Source organism: Pseudomonas sp. efr-133-TYG-103a, from assembly GCF_030209235.1.
GTDB lineage: Bacteria > Pseudomonadota > Gammaproteobacteria > Pseudomonadales > Pseudomonadaceae > Aquipseudomonas.
On sequence record NZ_JARVSK010000006.1, the window covers coordinates 208,563 to 226,501 of the forward strand.

Consider the following 17,939-nt stretch of genomic DNA (forward strand, 5'->3'; position numbering starts at 1 on the left):
ATTATCGGATTGTCGCTTTTCTTGCTCAGGCTTAACCTCGATCTCAATCAGGCGCTGATGTACGTGCGCCGTCCACCGATCGAGATTTGAACCTGGAGCACCCCATGGCTGAAATTCTTTCCCTGCACGATGCCGTGAAGCAATTCGTCAACGATGGCGACACCGTTGCGCTGGAAGGCTTCACCCATCTGATTCCTACAGCGGCCGGTCACGAAATCATTCGTCAGAAGAAGAAGGACCTTACGCTGGTTCGCATGACTCCGGATCTGATCTACGACCAGTTGATCGGTGCAGGCTGTGCGAAAAAGCTGATTTTCTCGTGGGGCGGTAACCCTGGCGTGGGGTCCCTGCACCGGCTGCGTGACGCTGTCGAGAAACAGTGGCCGCAACCGATGGAAATCGAAGAGCACAGCCACGCCGACCTGGCCAATGCTTACGTGGCTGGCGCCTCCGGTCTGCCATTCGCGGTGCTGCGTGCTTACGCCGGTTCTGATTTGCCCAAGGTCAACCCGCTGATCAAATCGGTGACGTGTCCTTTTACCGGCGAAGTGCTGGCGGCAGTGCCTTCCGTGCGGCCAGACGTCAGCGTAATCCACGCGCAGAAGGCCGATCGCAAGGGCAACGTATTGCTGTGGGGAATTCTCGGTGTGCAGAAAGAAGCCGCGCTGTCTGCCAAGCGTTGCATCGTGACCGTCGAGGAAATCGTCGATGACCTCAATGCCCCCATGAACGCTTGTGTCCTGCCCACCTGGGCATTGAGCGCGGTGTGTGTGGTTCCCGGCGGAGCGCATCCTTCCTACGCCCACGGTTATTACGAGCGCGACAATCGTTTCTATCAGGCGTGGGACCCGATCGGCCGTGACCGTGAGGCGTTTACCGCGTGGATCGACGAATACATCCACGGCACGCGTGATTTCAGTGAATTCCAGAGCAAGCTGGCCCACGCTTCGGAGGCAAAATAATGACCTACACCACCAGTGAAATGATGACCGTGGCCGCTGCCCGCCGTTTGAAGAATGGCTCGGTCTGCTTCGTCGGCATCGGTTTGCCATCCAAGGCTGCCAACCTTGCCCGACTGACCTCATCGCCTGACGTCGTGCTGATCTACGAATCCGGCCCCATCGGCGCGAAGCCCAATGTTCTGCCGCTGTCCATTGGCGATGGGGAACTGGCTGAAACCGCTGACACAGTGGTCTCGACCAGCGAGATTTTCCGCTACTGGCTGCAAGGCGGTCGGGTGGATGTCGGATTCCTTGGCGCTGCGCAGGTCGACCGTTTCGGCAACATCAATACCACGGTGGTGGGCGACTATCACAACCCGAAAGTGCGTCTGCCGGGTGCCGGTGGCGCGCCGGAGATTGCAGGTTCCGCCAAGCAAGTGCTGATCATCCTGAAACAGTCCTCGCGGGCCTTCGTCGACAAACTGGATTTTGTAACGTCGGTCGGCCATGGCGAGGGCGGTGACTCGCGCAAACGCCTCGGTCTGCCTGGGGCCGGCCCGGTCGGGATCATCACCGACCTGTGCATCATGGAACCTGAAGCCGACTCCCATGAGTTTGTCGTCACCACGCTGCACCCAGGCGTTACCCGTGAACAGGTGATCGCCGCGACCGGCTGGGACGTTCGCTTTGCCGACAACGTGGCGGTGTCCGAAGCGCCTTCAGAATACGAATTGAACGCCCTGCGTGATCTGGAGGCGCGGACCGCCGCCGCTCACGGTCAGGCGCCGGGAGAAGCATGATGCGTGAAGTATTTATCTGCGACGCGATCCGCACGCCCATCGGCCGGTTCAGTGGCGCATTGGCGACCGTTCGTGCCGACGACCTGGCGGCCTTGCCGATCAAGGCGTTGATGGAGCGCAATCCTTCGGTCGACTGGAATCAGGTCGACGAGGTATTCCTCGGCTGCGCCAACCAGGCCGGTGAAGACAACCGCAACGTGGCGCGCATGGCTGCGCTGCTGGCGGGACTGCCGGAAACCGTACCCGGCGTGACGTTGAATCGCCTGTGCGCATCGGGCCTCGATGCGGTGGGCACGGCGTTCCGCGCCATTGCCTGTGGCGAGATGGAGCTGGCGATTGCCGGCGGCGTCGAGTCGATGTCCCGCGCGCCCTTCGTGATGGGCAAGGCAGACACAGCATTCGGTCGCGGCCAGAAGCTGGAAGACACCACCTTGGGCTGGCGCTTCGTCAATCCGCAGATGAAAGATCAGTACGGTGTCGAAACCATGCCGCAGACCGGCGACAACGTGGCGCAGGATTTCAAGGTTTCTCGCGAAGATCAGGACGCCTTTGCCTTGCGCAGTCAGCAACGGACCGCAGCGGCGCAGGCCTCGGGTTTCTTCGCTGAAGAAATCGTGCCGGTGCGCATCGCCCACAAGAAGGGCGAAACCATCGTCGACAGGGACGAGCACCCTCGCGCAGACACCACTTTGGAGGCACTGAGCAAACTCAAGCCGGTCAACGGCCCTGGCAACACGGTCACGGCGGGCAATGCGGCAGGCCTGAATGACGGTGCGGTGGCGTTGATTCTCGCGTCGGCCGATGCGGTGAAAAAGCACGGTCTGACCCCTCGCGCCCGCGTCCTGGGCATGGCCAGCGCTGGCGTCGAACCTCGGGTCATGGGCATCGGCCCGGTGCCGGCCGTTCGCAAACTGGTGGAGCGGCTGGGTCTGGCGGTTTCGGACTTCGACGTCATCGAACTCAACGAAGCGTTTGCCAGCCAAGGCCTGGCGGTCATGCGCGAACTGGGCCTTGCGGACGATTCGCCCAAGGTCAACCCGAACGGCGGCGCAATTTCTCTCGGACACCCGCTGGGGATGAGCGGGGCGCGTCTGGTTCTGACGGCATTGCATCAATTGGAGAAAACCGGCGGCAGCAAAGGATTGGCAACCATGTGCGTCGGCGTTGGGCAGGGCCTGGCTCTGGCGATCGAACGCTAAGCGCCACACAACCGAATCAGCCACCCGAGTCATCGGTTGCCTCCACGAAAAGGCAACTTGATGGCTCGGGCGGTTGTCCTTGTGATGTCGAAGTGTTACTGCTTAAGTCTAACTGTTACAGACTATGTCGTAGACTGGTGGTTTGAAGCTGGTCTTATAAAAACTGGGGATAAAATAATGACAACGACTCACTACACCGGAGAAGAAAGGAGCAAACGGATTTTTGCGATTGTGGGCGCCTCTTCGGGCAACCTCGTGGAATGGTTCGACTTCTATGTTTACGCCTTCTGCGCGATCTATTTCGCACCGGCTTTCTTTCCCTCCGACGACCCGACCGTGCAATTGCTCAATACCGCAGGCGTGTTCGCTGCAGGCTTCCTGATGCGTCCGATTGGCGGGTGGCTGTTCGGTCGCGTGGCCGATAAGCATGGCCGCAAAAACTCGATGATGATTTCCGTCCTCATGATGTGCGGTGGCTCGCTGGTGATCGCGTGTCTGCCCACGTACGCCTCGATCGGCGCCTGGGCACCGTTTCTTCTGCTGGTGGCGCGTCTGCTGCAAGGCTTGTCGGTCGGCGGTGAATACGGCACCACGGCCACTTATATGAGTGAGGTCGCGTTGCGGGGGCAGCGTGGATTCTTCGCGTCGTTCCAGTACGTGACGCTGATTGGCGGCCAGCTGCTGGCGGTTCTGACCGTGGTCATCCTGCAGCAATTTCTTTCTGCCGATGAGCTGAAAGCCTACGGCTGGCGGATTCCCTTCGTGGTCGGCGCCGTTGCCGCGGTCATCTCGCTGTTGCTGCGCCGCTCGCTGAAGGAAACCACCACCGCCGAAGCGCGTCAGGACAAGGACGCCGGCAGCATGGCCGCGTTGTTCCGCGACAACAAGGCGGCGTTCATCACTGTGCTGGGCTACACCGCCGGTGGTTCGCTGATTTTCTACACCTTCACCACGTACATGCAGAAATACCTGGTGAATACCGTGCACATGGACGCCAAGGTTGCCAGCTACATCATGACCGGCGCGCTGTTTCTGTACATGTGCATGCAACCGGTCTTCGGTGCGCTCGCTGACAAGATCGGGCGCCGCGCTTCAATGCTGTGGTTCGGCGGTCTGGGTACGCTCTGCACGGTTCCGCTGCTGTTGACGCTGAAAACCACGACCAGCCCGATCATGGCATTCATCCTGATCACGCTGGCGCTGGCCATCGTCAGCTTCTACACCTCGATCAGCGGGCTGGTAAAAGCCGAAATGTTCCCGGTGCAGGTGCGTGCGCTGGGTGTCGGCCTGGCCTACGCCGTGGCGAACGCAATCTTCGGTGGTTCGGCGGAATACGTTGCGCTGGGCCTGAAGAACATGGGCATGGAAAACACGTTCTACTGGTACGTCACCGCCATGATGGCGATTGCCTTCCTGTTCAGCCTGCGCTTGCCGAAAAAGCCGGCTTATCTGCACGAAGATCATTGATCCACTGCGCGCGCCTGCAATCGGGCGCGCGTCTTCCATACTCCTCATGACGTTCACGACAGTCCGCAAAAGGGGGCCGCTATGGCATTCGTACAACTTGAAGACGGTGAAATGCATTACCAGATCGACGGGCCGGCCGACGCGCCCGTGCTGGTGCTGTCCAACTCCCTGGGCACCGACCTGCACATGTGGGACGCGCAGGTCGCAGCGTTCAGCCAGTCATTCCGTGTGGTTCGTTACGACACTCGTGGCCACGGCAAATCGCTCGTCACTCAAGGCCCGTACACCGTCGAGCAGCTGGGCCGCGATGTGCTGGCCTTGCTCGACGCGCTGAACATCAAGCGCGCGCATTTTTGCGGGTTGTCCATGGGCGGCCTGATCGGCCAGTGGCTGGGCATTCACGCCAATGACCGTCTGCACAAGCTGATCCTGTGCAACACCGCCGCCAAAATCGGTGGTCCAGAGATGTGGGGACCGCGCATCGAGATGATCGAAAAAGGCGGTGAACAGGCGATGCAGGAATTAGGCGCTGGTGCGGTAGGGCGCTGGTTCACCCCTGAGTTCGCGCGCGATCATGCCGACAAGGTCAAGGCGGTTACGGACGTATTGGCCGCGACCTCGCCACTGGGTTACGCCGCATGCTGTGCTGCGGTGCGCGACGTCGATTTTCGCAAGCAGGTCGGGTCAATCACGGTGGACACCCTCATCATATGCGGCAGTCATGATGCAGTGACGACGGTGGCGGACGGTCACTACCTGCAGAACCATATCCATGGCTCGCAGCTGTCTGACTACTACGCGGCGCACCTTTCCAACGTCGAACTGGGCGAAACTTTTACCTTGCGTGTGAGAGAGTTCCTGCTGAGCTGATACCCAGTCCGGGCGCATCCCCATTGTGGGAAGGCATTAATTCACGCAGCTCTTCCAGCCGGTAAGGACCGCTGTCCGAACTGACGGGCGATGCCAACAGCCATAAAAAAACCCACCAGACGGTGGGTTTTTTTATTGAGCGTGGATCAGAACAAGCGTGTCGAGGGGACATCGCCCGAGGTCGGCTGTTGCTGGCCGGTCGGGGTTTGTTCATACCAGCCGCCGCCGAGGGCGCGGTACAGGTTGACCTCGCTGTTCAGCTGCGACAGGCGATCGGTGATCAGCGACTGCTGAGCACTGAACAGCTGACGCTGAGCGTCGAGGAACGTCAGGTTGCTGTCGATCCCGATACGATAACGACGCTCGGCCAGGCGGTAGTAATCCTGGTTGGCGTTGACGAAGTCGGTCTGTGCGCGCAACTGATCGGTGAAGGTCTTGCGCGAAGCCAGACCGTCGGAGACTTCCTGGAACGCTGTCTGAATCGCCTTCTCGTAGTTGGCGACGCCGATGTCTTTCTGGATCTTCGAGTAATCCAGGCTGGCCCGCAGGCTGCCGGCGTTGAAGATGGGCAGATTGATCGTCGGCTCGAACAGCCAGGTGCCTGAGCCGCCTTTGAACAGGCCGCTCAGATCGCCACTCGCGGTACCGGCACTGGCCGTCAGGCTGATGCTGGGGAAGAACGCGGCACGCGCAGCGCCGATGTTCGCGTTGGCGGCCTTGAGGCTGTGCTCGGCCTGGAGGATATCCGGACGACGTTGCAGCAACTCCGAAGGCAGCCCGGGCGGCAGCTCGTTGAGCATGTCGGCGCTCAGCGGTTGCGAGGCCGGCAGGTTGGCGGGCAGGGCAGTGCCCAGCAACAGCACCAGGTTGTTCTCGTCCTGCGCGACCAGACGCTGGTACTGCGCCAGCTTCACGCGGGCGCTTTCAACCGACGTACGCGATTGCGCCAGATCCAGTGCCGACGCGACACCGACTTCGTTGCTGCGCGAGGTCAGACGCAAGCTTTCTTCGAACGCACCGAGTGTGTCCTGCGTCAGCTTCAACAGTTCCTTGTCCGCCTGCCAGGTCAGATAAGCGTTGGCGACGTTGGCCACCAGGCTGATCTGCGTGCTGCGACGGGCTTCTTCGCCAGCGAAGTAGGTTTCCAGAGCCTGCTCGCTCAGGCTGCGCACGCGGCCGAACAGGTCCAGTTCATAGGCGCTCACGCCCAGACCCACCGAGTACTGGCTGCTGATGCCAGCCTCACCGGTCTGTGACAGGTCACCCGGCACACGCTGACGCGTGCCGGTCGCCTGTGCATTGATGCCTGGGTACAGGTCCGCACGCTGAATGCGGTACTGCGCCCGGTAGGCGTCGATATTCAACGCGGCAACGCGCAGATCGCGGTTGTTTTCAAGCGATGTCTGAATCAGCTGTTGCAGCGCCGGATCGTGGAAGAACTGACGCCAGCCTTGCTCGGCGGCCGCCTGGTTGGCCGCCTGGGCCGGCGAATACGCCGGACCTTGCGGATACTGTGCGGGCACCGGTGCGGCAGGCTGATTGTAATCGGGGATCAACGAGCAGCCGCCGAGAATGAACGCGGTAACTGCCAGCGAGATCAGGGACTTGCTCATTGGCCAGCCTCATCGTGTGGGGTTTCTTTCTGTTTGCTCTTGAACAGCGAGGATACCGAAACGAAGAACAGAGGTACCCAGAAGATCGCCAGAATCGTCGCCGTGATCATACCGCCGATAACGCCGGTACCGATCGAATGCTGGCTGCCTGAACCTGCGCCACTGGAGATCGTCAGCGGCACCACGCCGAGGATGAACGCCATCGACGTCATCACGATCGGACGCAGACGCATCCGGCACGCTTCCACCGCTGCATCCATCAGCGACTTGCCCTGCTCATGGAGTTCCTTGGCGAACTCGACGATCAGAATGGCGTTCTTCGCCGCCAGACCCACCGTCACCAGCAGACCCACCTGGAAGAACACGTCGTTGGACAGACCGCGCAGGCTGGTTGCCATCAACGCACCGATGACGCCCAGTGGAACGACGAGCAGAACCGCGATCGGAATCGACCAGCTTTCGTACAGCGCCGCGAGGCAGAGGAACACCACCAGAACCGAGATCGCATACAGCGCCGGGGCCTGCGAACCGGAAAGTCGCTCCTCGAACGACAGACCTGTCCAGGAGTAACCGATGCCCTGTGGCAGCTGCTTGGCCAGGTTTTCGATTTCGGCCATCGCCTGGCCGGTACTGTAACCCGGCGCCGGCGTACCGAGAATCTCCTCGGCCGGAACACCGTTGTAGCGCGACAGCTTCGGCGAGCCGAACACCCACTCGCCGGTGGCGAAGGCGTCGAACGGGACCATCGTGCCGCTGGCGTTGCGCACGTACCACTTTTTCAGGTCTTCAGGGCTCATCCGGGATTTCGGATTACCCATGATGTAAACCTTCTTCACGCGGCCACGGTCGATGAAGTCGTTGACGTAGTTACCACCCATCGCCACCGACAGGGTGGTGTTGATGTCCGATTGCGTCACGCCCAGCGCACGGGCTTTTTCGTCATCGATCAACAGCTGGTATTGCGGCTCGTCGGTCAGACCGTTCGGACGTACGCCCGTCAGGATCTTGCTCTGCGCGGCCAGCCCCAGCAGTTGGTTACGCGCCTGCATCAGTTTCTCGTGGCCAAGACCGGCCTGATCCTGCAGGTACAGGTCGAAACCGGTGGCGTTACCCAGTTCCAGTACGGCGGGAGGAACGACGGCGAACGACATGGCGTCACGGAAACCGAAGAAGTGCGCCTGCGCACGCTTGGCCACTTCGAACACGCTGTTCGACGAATCCCGCTCTTCCCACGACTTGAGCATCACGAACGCCAGACCCGAGCTCTGACCGCGACCGGCGAAGTTGAAGCCGTTGACGGTGAACACGGAATTGACGCCTGCGTCGGTCAGCAGGTATTCGCGCATCTTGTCCAGGGTGTTCTGAGTCCGCTCGGCGGTAGAGCCGGGCGGCGTTTGCACCTGGGCGAAGATCACGCCCTGATCTTCTTCGGGCAGGAAAGCGGTCGGGATGCGGGTAAACATCCAGATCATGCCCGCGAAAATCAGGATATAGACGAGGAACGACGGGATCTTGTGGCGGATGACGTTGCCGACGCCGCGCTCGTAGCTCAGTACGCTGCGGTCGAAGGTGCGGTTGAACCAGCCAAAGAAACCCTTGCGCGGCTGGCCGTGCTTCTCGGGATCGATCGGCTTGAGAATCGTGGCGCAGAGGGCAGGGGTGAAGATCAGCGCGACCAGTACCGAGAGCGCCATGGCCGATACCACGGTGATCGAGAACTGGCGGTAGATCACGCCCGTGGATCCGCCAAAGAATGCCATTGGCAGCAGTACCGCAGAGAGCACCATGGCGATACCGACGAGGGCGCCCTGGATCTGCTGCATGGATTTGCGCGTCGCTTCCTTGGGAGACAAATGCTCCTCGGCCATGACCCGCTCGACGTTCTCCACCACAACGATGGCATCGTCCACCAGCAGACCGATGGCCAGCACCATCCCGAACATGGTCAGCGTGTTGATGGTGAAACCGGCGGCGGCAAGGATACCGAAGGTGCCCAGCAGTACGACCGGTACCGTCATCGTGGTGATGACAGTGGCGCGGAAGTTCTGCAGGAACAGATACATCACCAGGAACACCAGGACGATTGCTTCACCCAGTGTGTGAACAACGCCGTTGATCGACTCCTTGACCACAGGCGTGGTGTCGTACGGGTATACGACTTTCATGCCCGGCGGGAAGAAAGGTTCCAGACGGCTGACGGTGTCGCGGATCGCCTTGGCAGTGTCCAGCGCGTTGGCACCGGTCGCCAGTTTGATCGCCAGACCCGAGGCCGGCTTACCGTTGAACTGTGCGTCGACGCTGTAGTTCTCACCGCCCAGACCAATGCTGGCGACATCTTTCAGGCGAACCTGAGAGCCGTCCTGATTGACCTTGAGCAGGATGTTGCCGAACTGCTCGGCGGTTTGCAGACGTGTCTTGCCGATGATGGTGGCGTTGAGCTGCTGGCCCTTGACCGCTGGCAGACCACCGATCTGACCGGACGACACCTGAACGTTCTGCGCAGTGATGGCGGTCTTGACGTCGACCGGGGTCAGCTGGAAGTTGTTCAGCTTGTCCGGGTCGAGCCAGATGCGCATCGCATACTGCGCACCGAACACCTGGAAGTCACCCACGCCGGGAGTACGCGCGATCTGATCCTGAATGTTGGAAACGATGTAGTTGGACAAGTCTTCCTTGGCCATGCTGCCGTCTTCCGACACCAGACCGACCACCATCAGGAAGTTCTTCACTGCCTTGGTCACGCGCAGACCCTGCTGCTGCACTTCTTGCGGCAGCAGCGGGGTCGCCAGGTTCAGCTTGTTCTGCACCTGTACCTGAGCGATATCCGGGTTGGTGCCCTGGTTGAAGGTCACCGTGATGGTCATGCTGCCATCGGAGTTACTTTCAGACGAGATATAGCGCAGGTTGTCGATGCCGTTCATCTGCTGTTCGATCACCTGCACCACGGTGTCCTGCACGGTCTGTGCAGACGCACCCGGGTAGGTCACCTGAATGGCGATGGCCGGTGGCGCGATCGCCGGATACTGGTTGATCGGCAGCTTGAGAATCGATAAAGCACCGACCAGCATGATCACGAGGGCGATAACCCAGGCGAAAATCGGTCGGTCGATGAAAAACTTCGACATGGATCAGTTACTCCCTTGCGCGGGAGCCGGGGCGGCAGCAGGTTTGATATTGGTCGCCTCGGCCACTTTCACCTGCGCGCCTGGCTTGACGTACTGCAGGCCTTCGGTAATGACGCGGTCACCCGCGCTCAGACCTTTTTCCACGACCCAGTCCGTGCCGCTGGTGCGGTTGGCGACGAGGGTACGCAGTTCGACTTTGTCGTCCTTGTTCACCACCAGCGCGGTCGGCGTGCCTTTCAGGTCACGGGTCACGCCTTGCTGTGGGACGAGGAGGGCTTGTTCGTTCACACCCGATTGCAGACGCGCGTGCACGAACATGCCCGGCAGCAGCGTGTGGGTCGGGTTGGGGAACACGGCGCGCAGTGTCACGGAGCCCGTGGTCTGGTCGACCGACACTTCAGAAAACTCCAGCTTGCCGTCAGTCGGGTACTGGCTGTTGTCTTCCAGGGTCAGTTTGACTTTCGCCGCGTTGTCGCCCGCTTTCTGCAGCTTGCCGCTTTCCAATTCGCGGCGCAGACGCAGCATCTCGGCCGACGACTGGATCACGTCCACGTAGATCGGGTCGAGCTGTTGAATGGTTGCCATCGCATCGGCCTGGCCGTTGCTGACCAGCGCACCTTCGGTGACCAGCGAGCGGCTGATGCGACCGGAAATCGGCGCGTACACTTTGGTGTAGCGCAGGTTGATCTCGGCAGTCTGCACGGCGGCCTGAGCCTGGCGAGCATTGCCAACGGCGGTGTCGTATTCCTGACGGCTGACGGCCTGTTCGTTGATCAACTGCTTGTAGCGATCAGCGAGCGACTTGTTGGAGTCGTAAGTCGCCTTGGCGCTGTTGAGGTTAGCCTCATAGACCGCCGGGTCGATCTGATACAGCTGCTGACCGGCCTTCACGTCGGAGCCTTCGGTGAACAGCCGTTTGAGAATGATGCCGTTGACCTGTGGACGCACTTCGGCGACGCGATAAGCCGTGGTGCGGCCTGGCAGGTCGGAAATCAGTGTGTAGGCTTGAGGCTGGATAGTCACGACGCCGACCTGAGGGGGCGGTGGTGCAGCCGCGGCCGCGTCTTCCTTTTTACTGCATCCGCTGAGCAGCGATGCCAAGGCGGCGGCAGTGACCAGTACGGTAACAGCTGGCTTGAATTGCATGAAGATCCTCGGGTCAGGAGCATGGCTCATGAAAAGTGGAAGGGGTGTTTAAGCGTTCCGGCTGGATAAGTAGCAAGCTAATGAATATACTTACGTTCACGGTTGTTTGTAAACACCCGCGCCTGCGACACTCGAACGCAGCGGGGGCATCGATTGTAGGTCCGGGACAAGGCATTACAAAGGCCGCCCGGCATGCTGTTCAGGCCACTCGACCAGAGAGCCTGAAGCATTTTTATTGAGGATTTACTGCCATGGTCCGTCGCACGAAAGAGGAAGCCCAGGAAACCCGCAGGCAGATTCTTGAAGCCGCTGAGCAGGCTTTTTACGACCGTGGCGTTGCGCGCACGACCTTGGCAGACATCGCTGCGCTGGCGGGGGTGACCCGAGGCGCCATCTACTGGCACTTCAGCAACAAGGCCGATCTGGTGCAGGCGATGCTCGACAGCCTGCACGAGCCGCTGGAGGAAATGGCCAGGGCCAGCGAGAGCGAAGACGAAGTCGATCCACTTGGCTGGACGCGAAAACTTCTGATTCATTTGTTTCAGCAAGTTGCACAAGATCCCAAAACCCGCCGCATCAATGAAATCCTGTTTCATAAATTCGAGTTCACCGATGAAATGTGTGACATGCGCCGTCAGCGTCAGTCGGTCTGGCTCGATGCCAATGAGCGCATTGCACTTGCGCTGGGTAATGCTGCGCGTCAGGGACAGTTGCCCGCCGACCTGAACCCCCGGCGCGGCGCGTTGTGTCTGCACGCTTATATTCACGGCATTCTCGGTCAGTGGCTGCTGGTGCCTGACAGCTTCTCGCTGTACGACGACGCCGAACGTCTTGTCGAAACCGTGCTGGACATGCTGCGCTTCAGCCCGGCGCTGCGCGACCCTGCGCCCGAGGCCGTCGCGCGACTCGCCTGATTCGCCTCCAGTCCCCGTCATATCGTCTGCAAGCCACGCCGTTCGGCCTGTTCACGCGTTGGACTATAACTGTGTGGCGCTTAGCCTGCATCTATACATTCGTTCTTTCCGATTGAACAGGAGGTTTACCGAGCCTTTACCTGAATTCATCTTCGCATTCAGCCACGCGACAGCCTGCCGCTGCCTCTTGAGGATGTGCACGCCGTTCATCCAGCGCCCGAATGCTTCCCTATTGCCATCGTCCGTCTAAGCTTGCTGCCAAACCAATAAAAACGGGGTGAGCGCGATGCCGGTCGTTTCAGGATGTGGAGCGTTGAGAAGGCAAATTTTCGGCTTGCTGGCCTGCCTGTGCATCGGCCAGGCGTGGGCGACGGGCGATGAAGCGCAAGAGGCTCCAGCCGCCAGAGCGTTGCTGGAAAAAGCGGTGGCGCGCTATCAGCAGCAAGGCGACAAGGCATTGGCCGAATTCAGTCGTCAGGGCGAGTTCGTCGATGGTGAGCGTTATGTGTTCGTGACCGACACCAACGGCATCATGCTGGCCAGCGGCGGGCCCTCTGTCGTGCTCATCGGGCGCGACGTTTCTTCGGTCCTCGATCCCGATTTGCAGAAGGCCTTCAAGCAGGTGTTGCAGACCCCGGAAAGCGCCGGCATTCAACAGGCCGAATACCGCTGGCAGAACTGGCGCGATGGCAAGGTCGAGCGCAAGCGCGTGTATTTTCAGCGCATCGGCGACCGCGTTCTGGCGGTGGGCTATTACTTGCCCCGTGCGTCGCCCGAGCAAGCTCGCGCCTTGCTGAACAAGGCGTCCAAGGCGCTCGAACAGGACTCGGAGGGCACCGTTCAGGCCATCAATGGCCTCAAGGGCGGATTCCTGCAAGATGACCTTTATGTGTTCGTGGTCGACGTTGACACCAAGCGATACGTCGCCCACGGCACCAACCTGCGGCTGGTGAATACCGATTTCAGCAAGGTCAAGGACCCGGAAGGCAAGCCGGTGGGGGCGCCGATACTGGAGATGATCAAAAAGCAGGCCGAAGGCGAGTACGAGTATCGCTGGCGTAATCCGGTCACCAGCAAGATCGAACGCAAACACGCGTACGTCCGTAAAGTGGGCCATTTCCTGGTTGCCGTGGGGTATTACAACGGCTGAGTTGTCGGGTCTTTGAGTCAACACCTGTGGGAAGCAGTCCCACAGGTTCCGGGCACGGGTTCAGCGGTCCTTGTCTTCGCGCCCGCGCAGCAGATGATTGGGCATCGCCAGCGCCGCCGCCAGACCCAGCAGCGATACCGCGGCGCTGCCCATCAACAGGTGCTGGAACGTCATCGACAGTTGTCCACGCAACAGATCCAGCGCGGGGCCGCTGGCTGCGTGCAGGCTGTCCATCAACAGGTTGCCGGAGCTGCCTTCGACGCCGATCATGCTGTGGTCTGCCTGGGCAATCCCGGAACCCGCGAGCATCGCCAGCAACAGAGCGGACATACTCGCCACGCCGACGGCACCGCCCAATGAGCGGAACAGATTGGTGGTGCTGGTGGCCACGCCCATGTCTTTCATCTCCACCGAGTTCTGCGTCCCGACCAGTGAAGTCGGGAACTGCAAGCCGCTGGCGATCCCCGTCAGCACCATGAACAGCCCGGTCAGCAGCGCCGACTGCGGCGGCGTGAAGGCGATGCCGAGGATTGCCAGCGGCATGAGCAGCGCACCGGTAAGGATGATGGGCTTGTAGCGCCCCGTCAGCGAAGTTCTGCGCCCGCCGAAGTACGCGCCCATCGGCATGCCGATGGCGAGCGGCATCAAGTGCAGTGCAGCGCTGTCGGCACCGCCACCGGTGACGGTCTGGAAGCGCAGCGGCAGCAGAACGATCAGCGAAATCGCCTGGAAACTGGTGAAGAAAATCGTGCACCAGCACAGAACCGCGCTGCGATTTGTAAACAGGTGCATCGGCAGCAACGGCTCGCGGGTGCGGCGTTCGTAGAGGACGAAGACCACCAGCGCCAGCAGCGCCACGCCCAGTTGCAACTGCACGTGTTCGTCCCGCCAGCTGTGGCCTTGACCGATTTCAGTGATGCCAAGGAGCAAGGCCGTCAGGCCGATGATCATCAGCACCGTCCCGAGGTAATCGATGATCGGTTTACGCTGCGGAACCGGCAGCCCGACGAGGGTCTTGCGTGCCACCCACCACGCTGCGAAGCCCAGCGGCAGGTTGATGATGAACACCCAGCGCCACGACAGATATTCGGTCATGAATCCGCCCAGAACCGGCCCCGCCACACTGGCCGCCGCGTACATGCCGCTGAAATAACCCTGATATCGCCCACGTTCGCGAGGCGGCACGATGTCGCCGATGATGGCCTGACTGACCGAGACCATGCCGCCCGCGCCGATGCCTTGCAGCACCCGCGCCAGCACCAGTTGCTCCATGCTCTGGGCCATGGCGCAGAACAGTGAGGCAATCGTGAAGGTGCTGAGGCCGAACAACATCAGGCGACGTCGCCCGTACAGGTCGCCGAGTTTGCCGTAGATCGGCACGGCCACGGTGAGGGCGACCATGTAGGCCGAGATCACCCAGGCCAGCAGGTCGAAGTCTTTGAATTGAGCAGAAATGGCGGGCATCGACACCGCCACGATGGTCTGGTCCAGCGCGCTGAGAAATACAGCCATCATCAACGCGAACAGAATGCTGCGGATGTCCGGGCGGGTTTGGTGGAGGCTCGTCACGGAAAAGACTCGAACTGGCAAGTTGACCCACGCAGACCTGCGCGGGAAAAGTGGGTCCAGTCTAGTCCGTTAGCTTGCTAATCGATAGCCGCGTGTATCGATTCACCGAGCTCGAAACCTGTGATCGTCAGCGCAGGGCGCTGAAACTGGCGTCCGTCGGCATGCAATGGCCGAAGGTGCAGACCACCGCCATGCGCGGTTCACTGCGAAGCTGCTCGATCCTGTAGGCGCCCGCTGCATAGATGCTGAGTACGGTCACAACGGCGGCTACATAAACGCACTGCCTTTTTATTGTGGTTTTCATGACGTCTGCCTCGATCCGGTCAAAAATGAATTTCTACCGTTAAGGTCAGTGTAGGCGCCGATGGCCATCATGGCGCAGGGATCGGGATTGAATGTTTATATCGACCGCGCGGCTGCCAGAGATGCGCTCATGCAGCCGTTTGGGGCAGTCAGTGCGCAATCTGTCGCTGGGCAGCCTGGGTCTTCAGCCAGTCCAGCAGTTCATTGAGTTGTGCAGGGACGGTCGCGCGCTCCGGGTAGACGAAATAGTACGCCGCACCCGTTCTGAGCTTGAGCTCGAACGGTGTGACCAGCCGACCTGCGCTCAGGTCTTCGCCGATCAGGGCCCAATCGCCCATGGCCACGCCTGACCCTTGAGACGCCACTGTCATCGCCAGGTCCATCGTATCGAAATGCTGACCCTTGCCGACGTTGCTCAGCCGGGTGCCCGCCGCTTTCAACCACTGCGTCCAGTCTTGCTCGTCCAGCGTGGGGTGCAGCAGCATGTGTCGTTCCAGGTCGCTGTATTGTGCGAGCGGTTGCGACTCGCCGATCAGCGATCGGGAGCAGACAGGCGTGAGCTGTTCGTCGAACAGGTGATGGACGTTCATCGAGTCGCCGGGATGAGCGCCGTAGACCACTGCCGCATCGAAGCGCTCTCGTCGAAAGTCCACGCCGTGAGCGATGGTGGTCGTCAGTTCCACGGGGACATCGGGCCGTTCTTTTTGCCATTGCATCAAGCGCGGCAGCAGCCATCGCGTGATGCAGGTCGGCGCCTTCAACTGCAGTGCCTGGCGCGCCGTGCCCACCTCGTCGACCGCATCCTCGAGCAAGCTGAAGATCTGCTCGATGCGGGGAAAAAACGCCCGACCTTGTGCGGTCAGGCTCAAACCCCGGGCCTGGCGGTGGAAGAGGCGATAGCCCAAGTGGCTCTCCAGCCCAGAAATCTGTCGGCTGACCGCCCCTTGAGTGATGTGCAACAGCTGCGCCGCACGCGTGAAATTGCAGCAACGGGCCGTGATCAGGAAGGTGTGCAGAGCGGGCAGGGGAGGCAGACGTTTCATGGCAGGCGCGAGGCATGAGCTGGAGACATGGCTAAGCATGACATTTTTTGCGTTGTCACCGATATGGCCGCGCAGGTCCAATGACCGCGCATGCTCAAGCGGGCGCAGTCCGGCGAGCGGCGCAGATGTCATCACACTGAATTAAGGGCCCTGACACATGGCGACGTGCGGCGAAGTATTGGTCAAGTTACTGGAAGGTTATGGCGTCGAGCGGGTGTTCGGCATTCCGGGCGTGCATACCGTCGAGCTGTATCGCGGACTGGCCAGTTCGTCGATCACCCATATCACCCCGCGCCATGAACAGGGCGCAGGCTTCATGGCCGATGGCTACGCGCGTACCCGTGGCAAACCGGGTGTGTGCTTCATCATCACCGGCCCGGGCATGACCAACATCACCACCGCCATGGGCCAGGCTTATGCCGATTCGATTCCGATGCTGGTGATTTCCAGTGTGCAATCGCGCAGTCAACTGGGCGGCGGGCGGGGCAAGCTGCACGAACTGCCGGCCCAGGGCGCGTTGGTGGCGGGCGTTGCGGCGTTTTCCCACACGCTGATGTCGGCTGACGAACTGCCGGCGGTACTGGCGCGCGCCTTTGCGCTGTTTCAGGCCGGCCGTCCTCGCCCGGTGCACATCGAGATCCCGCTGGATGTATTGGTGGAAAACGCCGATCACTTGCTCGACAGCCAACCTGTCTCGGTCACCCGCGCGGGGCCTGCGCCCGCGACAATCAAGCAAATGGCGGCGCTGCTGGCAGGTGCCAGACGACCGCTGATTCTGGCAGGCGGCGGCGCGATCGATGCCGCGGCGCCTTTGACGGATCTGGCCGAATACCTGGACGCGCCTGTCGCGCTGACGATCAACGCCAAAGGCATGTTGCCTGCCAGCCATCCCTTGCTCATCGGCTCTACGCAGTCGCTCGATCCGACGCGCGAGATCATCGAGGCCGCCGACGTGGTGCTGGCCATCGGAACAGAGCTGGCAGAAACCGACTACGACATTACTTTTCAGGGGCACTTCAAGATCCCGGGCACGCTGCTGCGTATCGACATCGATCCAGACCAGACGGTGCGCAACTTCCCGCCGAAAGTGGCGCTGGTGTCCGACGCCGGCACGGCCGCCGAGGCGCTGGTAGCCGCTGTGAAAAACGAGGCTTCGACGCCGCGCAGTGAGGGCTGGGGACAGGCACGAGCCGCCGCGCTGAAAACCACGCTCGATGCGAGCTGGGATCAGGCGACGCGCGGGCAGACGCTGTTCCTGCGCACGGTGCTCGAGGTCTTGCCGAAGGCCGTGATCGTCGGCGACTCCACACAGCCGGTCTATACCGGCAACCTGACGCTGGATCTGGACGAGCCCCGCCGCTGGTTCAATTCCTCCACCGGCTACGGCACGCTGGGTTATGCGCTGCCTGCGGCGGTGGGGGCCTGGCTTGGCAGTCAGGACTCAGGCGAACGCAACCCGGTGGCGTGCCTGATCGGCGACGGTGGTTTGCAATTCACCTTGTCCGAGCTTGCCAGCGCCGTTGAAGCGAAGACGCCGATCATCGTGTTGCTGTGGAATAACCAGGGTTACGAAGAGATCAAGAAATACATGGTCAACCGCGCCATCGAGCCGGTCGGCGTGGACATCTACACGCCTGACTTCATCGGCGTCGCCAAAGCCCTGGGTTGCTCGGCCCAAACGGTGGTCGAAGTCGAGCAACTGAAAGCTGCATTGCGTGCCGCCAGTGAACGCAACGGCCCGACCGTGATTGAAATTGACCAGCGTGGCTGGATGAACGGACTGAAAGCATCGTGAGTGA

General features: G+C 61.0%; 14 protein-coding genes. 8 read left to right on the plus strand and 6 right to left on the minus strand.

Going from position 1 to position 17,939, the window contains the following annotated elements; translation table 11 throughout:
* Nucleotides 1-104 precede the first annotated feature (104 nt).
* The 5 genes from QRN36_RS05755 (at nucleotide 105) to pcaD (ending at nucleotide 5,277) form a co-directional block, all read left to right on the plus strand.
* A complete protein-coding gene (locus QRN36_RS05755) occupies nucleotides 105-962 on the plus strand; it encodes a CoA transferase subunit A (protein ID WP_285423165.1) in 858 nt (285 codons plus the stop codon).
* The gene (locus tag QRN36_RS05760; protein ID WP_306470232.1) at nucleotides 962-1,741 is read left to right on the plus strand and encodes a CoA-transferase subunit beta; all 780 of its coding nucleotides are present in this window, start codon (nucleotides 962-964) and stop codon (nucleotides 1,739-1,741) included. Before QRN36_RS05755 ends, QRN36_RS05760 begins: the two co-directional genes overlap by 1 nt.
* A complete protein-coding gene (gene pcaF / locus QRN36_RS05765; protein ID WP_285423166.1) occupies nucleotides 1,738-2,940 on the plus strand; it encodes a 3-oxoadipyl-CoA thiolase in 1,203 nt (400 codons plus the stop codon). Before QRN36_RS05760 ends, pcaF begins: the two co-directional genes overlap by 4 nt.
* 177 nt (nucleotides 2,941-3,117) lie before the next feature.
* A complete protein-coding gene (locus QRN36_RS05770; protein ID WP_093461569.1) occupies nucleotides 3,118-4,407 on the plus strand; it encodes an MFS family transporter in 1,290 nt (429 codons plus the stop codon).
* Nucleotides 4,408-4,488: 81 nt separating this feature from the next.
* Entirely contained in the window at nucleotides 4,489-5,277 is a 789-nt protein-coding gene (gene pcaD, locus QRN36_RS05775; protein ID WP_285423167.1) for a 3-oxoadipate enol-lactonase, read from the plus strand.
* 146 nt (nucleotides 5,278-5,423) lie between these two features.
* On the opposite strand, the gene QRN36_RS05780 is transcribed toward pcaD, so the two are convergent.
* The 3 genes from QRN36_RS05780 to QRN36_RS05790 are packed head-to-tail and all read right to left on the minus strand — an operon-like array spanning nucleotide 5,424 to nucleotide 11,161.
* Nucleotides 5,424-6,890, minus strand: a complete 1,467-nt coding sequence (locus QRN36_RS05780) for an AdeC/AdeK/OprM family multidrug efflux complex outer membrane factor (protein ID WP_285423168.1) — start codon at nucleotides 6,888-6,890, stop codon at nucleotides 5,424-5,426.
* Nucleotides 6,887-10,015, minus strand: a complete 3,129-nt coding sequence (locus QRN36_RS05785) for an efflux RND transporter permease subunit (RefSeq protein WP_285423169.1) — start codon at nucleotides 10,013-10,015, stop codon at nucleotides 6,887-6,889. Before QRN36_RS05785 ends, QRN36_RS05780 begins: the two co-directional genes overlap by 4 nt.
* Nucleotides 10,016-10,018: 3 nt before the next feature.
* A complete protein-coding gene (locus QRN36_RS05790; protein WP_285423170.1) occupies nucleotides 10,019-11,161 on the minus strand; it encodes an efflux RND transporter periplasmic adaptor subunit in 1,143 nt (380 codons plus the stop codon).
* Between the two features lie 251 nt (nucleotides 11,162-11,412).
* On the opposite strand from QRN36_RS05790, the gene QRN36_RS05795 reads away from it, so the two are divergent.
* On the plus strand, nucleotides 11,413-12,075 hold the full coding sequence (locus tag QRN36_RS05795) for a TetR family transcriptional regulator (RefSeq protein ID WP_093461554.1): 663 nt from the start codon (nucleotides 11,413-11,415) through the stop codon (nucleotides 12,073-12,075).
* A gap of 286 nt (nucleotides 12,076-12,361) precedes the next feature.
* Entirely contained in the window at nucleotides 12,362-13,225 is an 864-nt protein-coding gene (locus tag QRN36_RS05800; RefSeq protein ID WP_373568704.1) for a cache domain-containing protein, read from the plus strand.
* Between the two features lie 60 nt (nucleotides 13,226-13,285).
* Here the strand turns inward: QRN36_RS05800 and QRN36_RS05805 are convergent, their stop codons facing one another.
* The 3 genes from QRN36_RS05805 to QRN36_RS05815 all read right to left on the minus strand — a co-directional run bounded on the left by QRN36_RS05805 (nucleotide 13,286) and on the right by QRN36_RS05815 (nucleotide 16,140).
* Complete coding sequence (locus tag QRN36_RS05805; RefSeq protein WP_285423171.1) at nucleotides 13,286-14,794, minus strand: MDR family MFS transporter; 1,509 nt, start codon at nucleotides 14,792-14,794, stop codon at nucleotides 13,286-13,288.
* Nucleotides 14,795-14,921: 127 nt separating this feature from the next.
* Nucleotides 14,922-15,053, minus strand: a complete 132-nt coding sequence (locus tag QRN36_RS05810; RefSeq protein ID WP_285423278.1) for a hypothetical protein — start codon at nucleotides 15,051-15,053, stop codon at nucleotides 14,922-14,924.
* Nucleotides 15,054-15,246: 193 nt separating this feature from the next.
* Nucleotides 15,247-16,140, minus strand: a complete 894-nt coding sequence (locus QRN36_RS05815; protein WP_285423172.1) for a LysR substrate-binding domain-containing protein — start codon at nucleotides 16,138-16,140, stop codon at nucleotides 15,247-15,249.
* Nucleotides 16,141-16,297: 157 nt separating this feature from the next.
* Here QRN36_RS05815 and QRN36_RS05820 point away from each other — a divergent pair, with 157 nt between their 5' ends.
* Nucleotides 16,298-17,935 carry a 5-guanidino-2-oxopentanoate decarboxylase gene (locus QRN36_RS05820; RefSeq protein ID WP_285423173.1) on the plus strand — a complete coding sequence of 546 codons (1,638 nt, stop codon included), beginning with the start codon at nucleotides 16,298-16,300 and terminating at the stop codon, nucleotides 17,933-17,935.
* The last annotated feature ends 4 nt before the right edge of the window (nucleotides 17,936-17,939 follow it).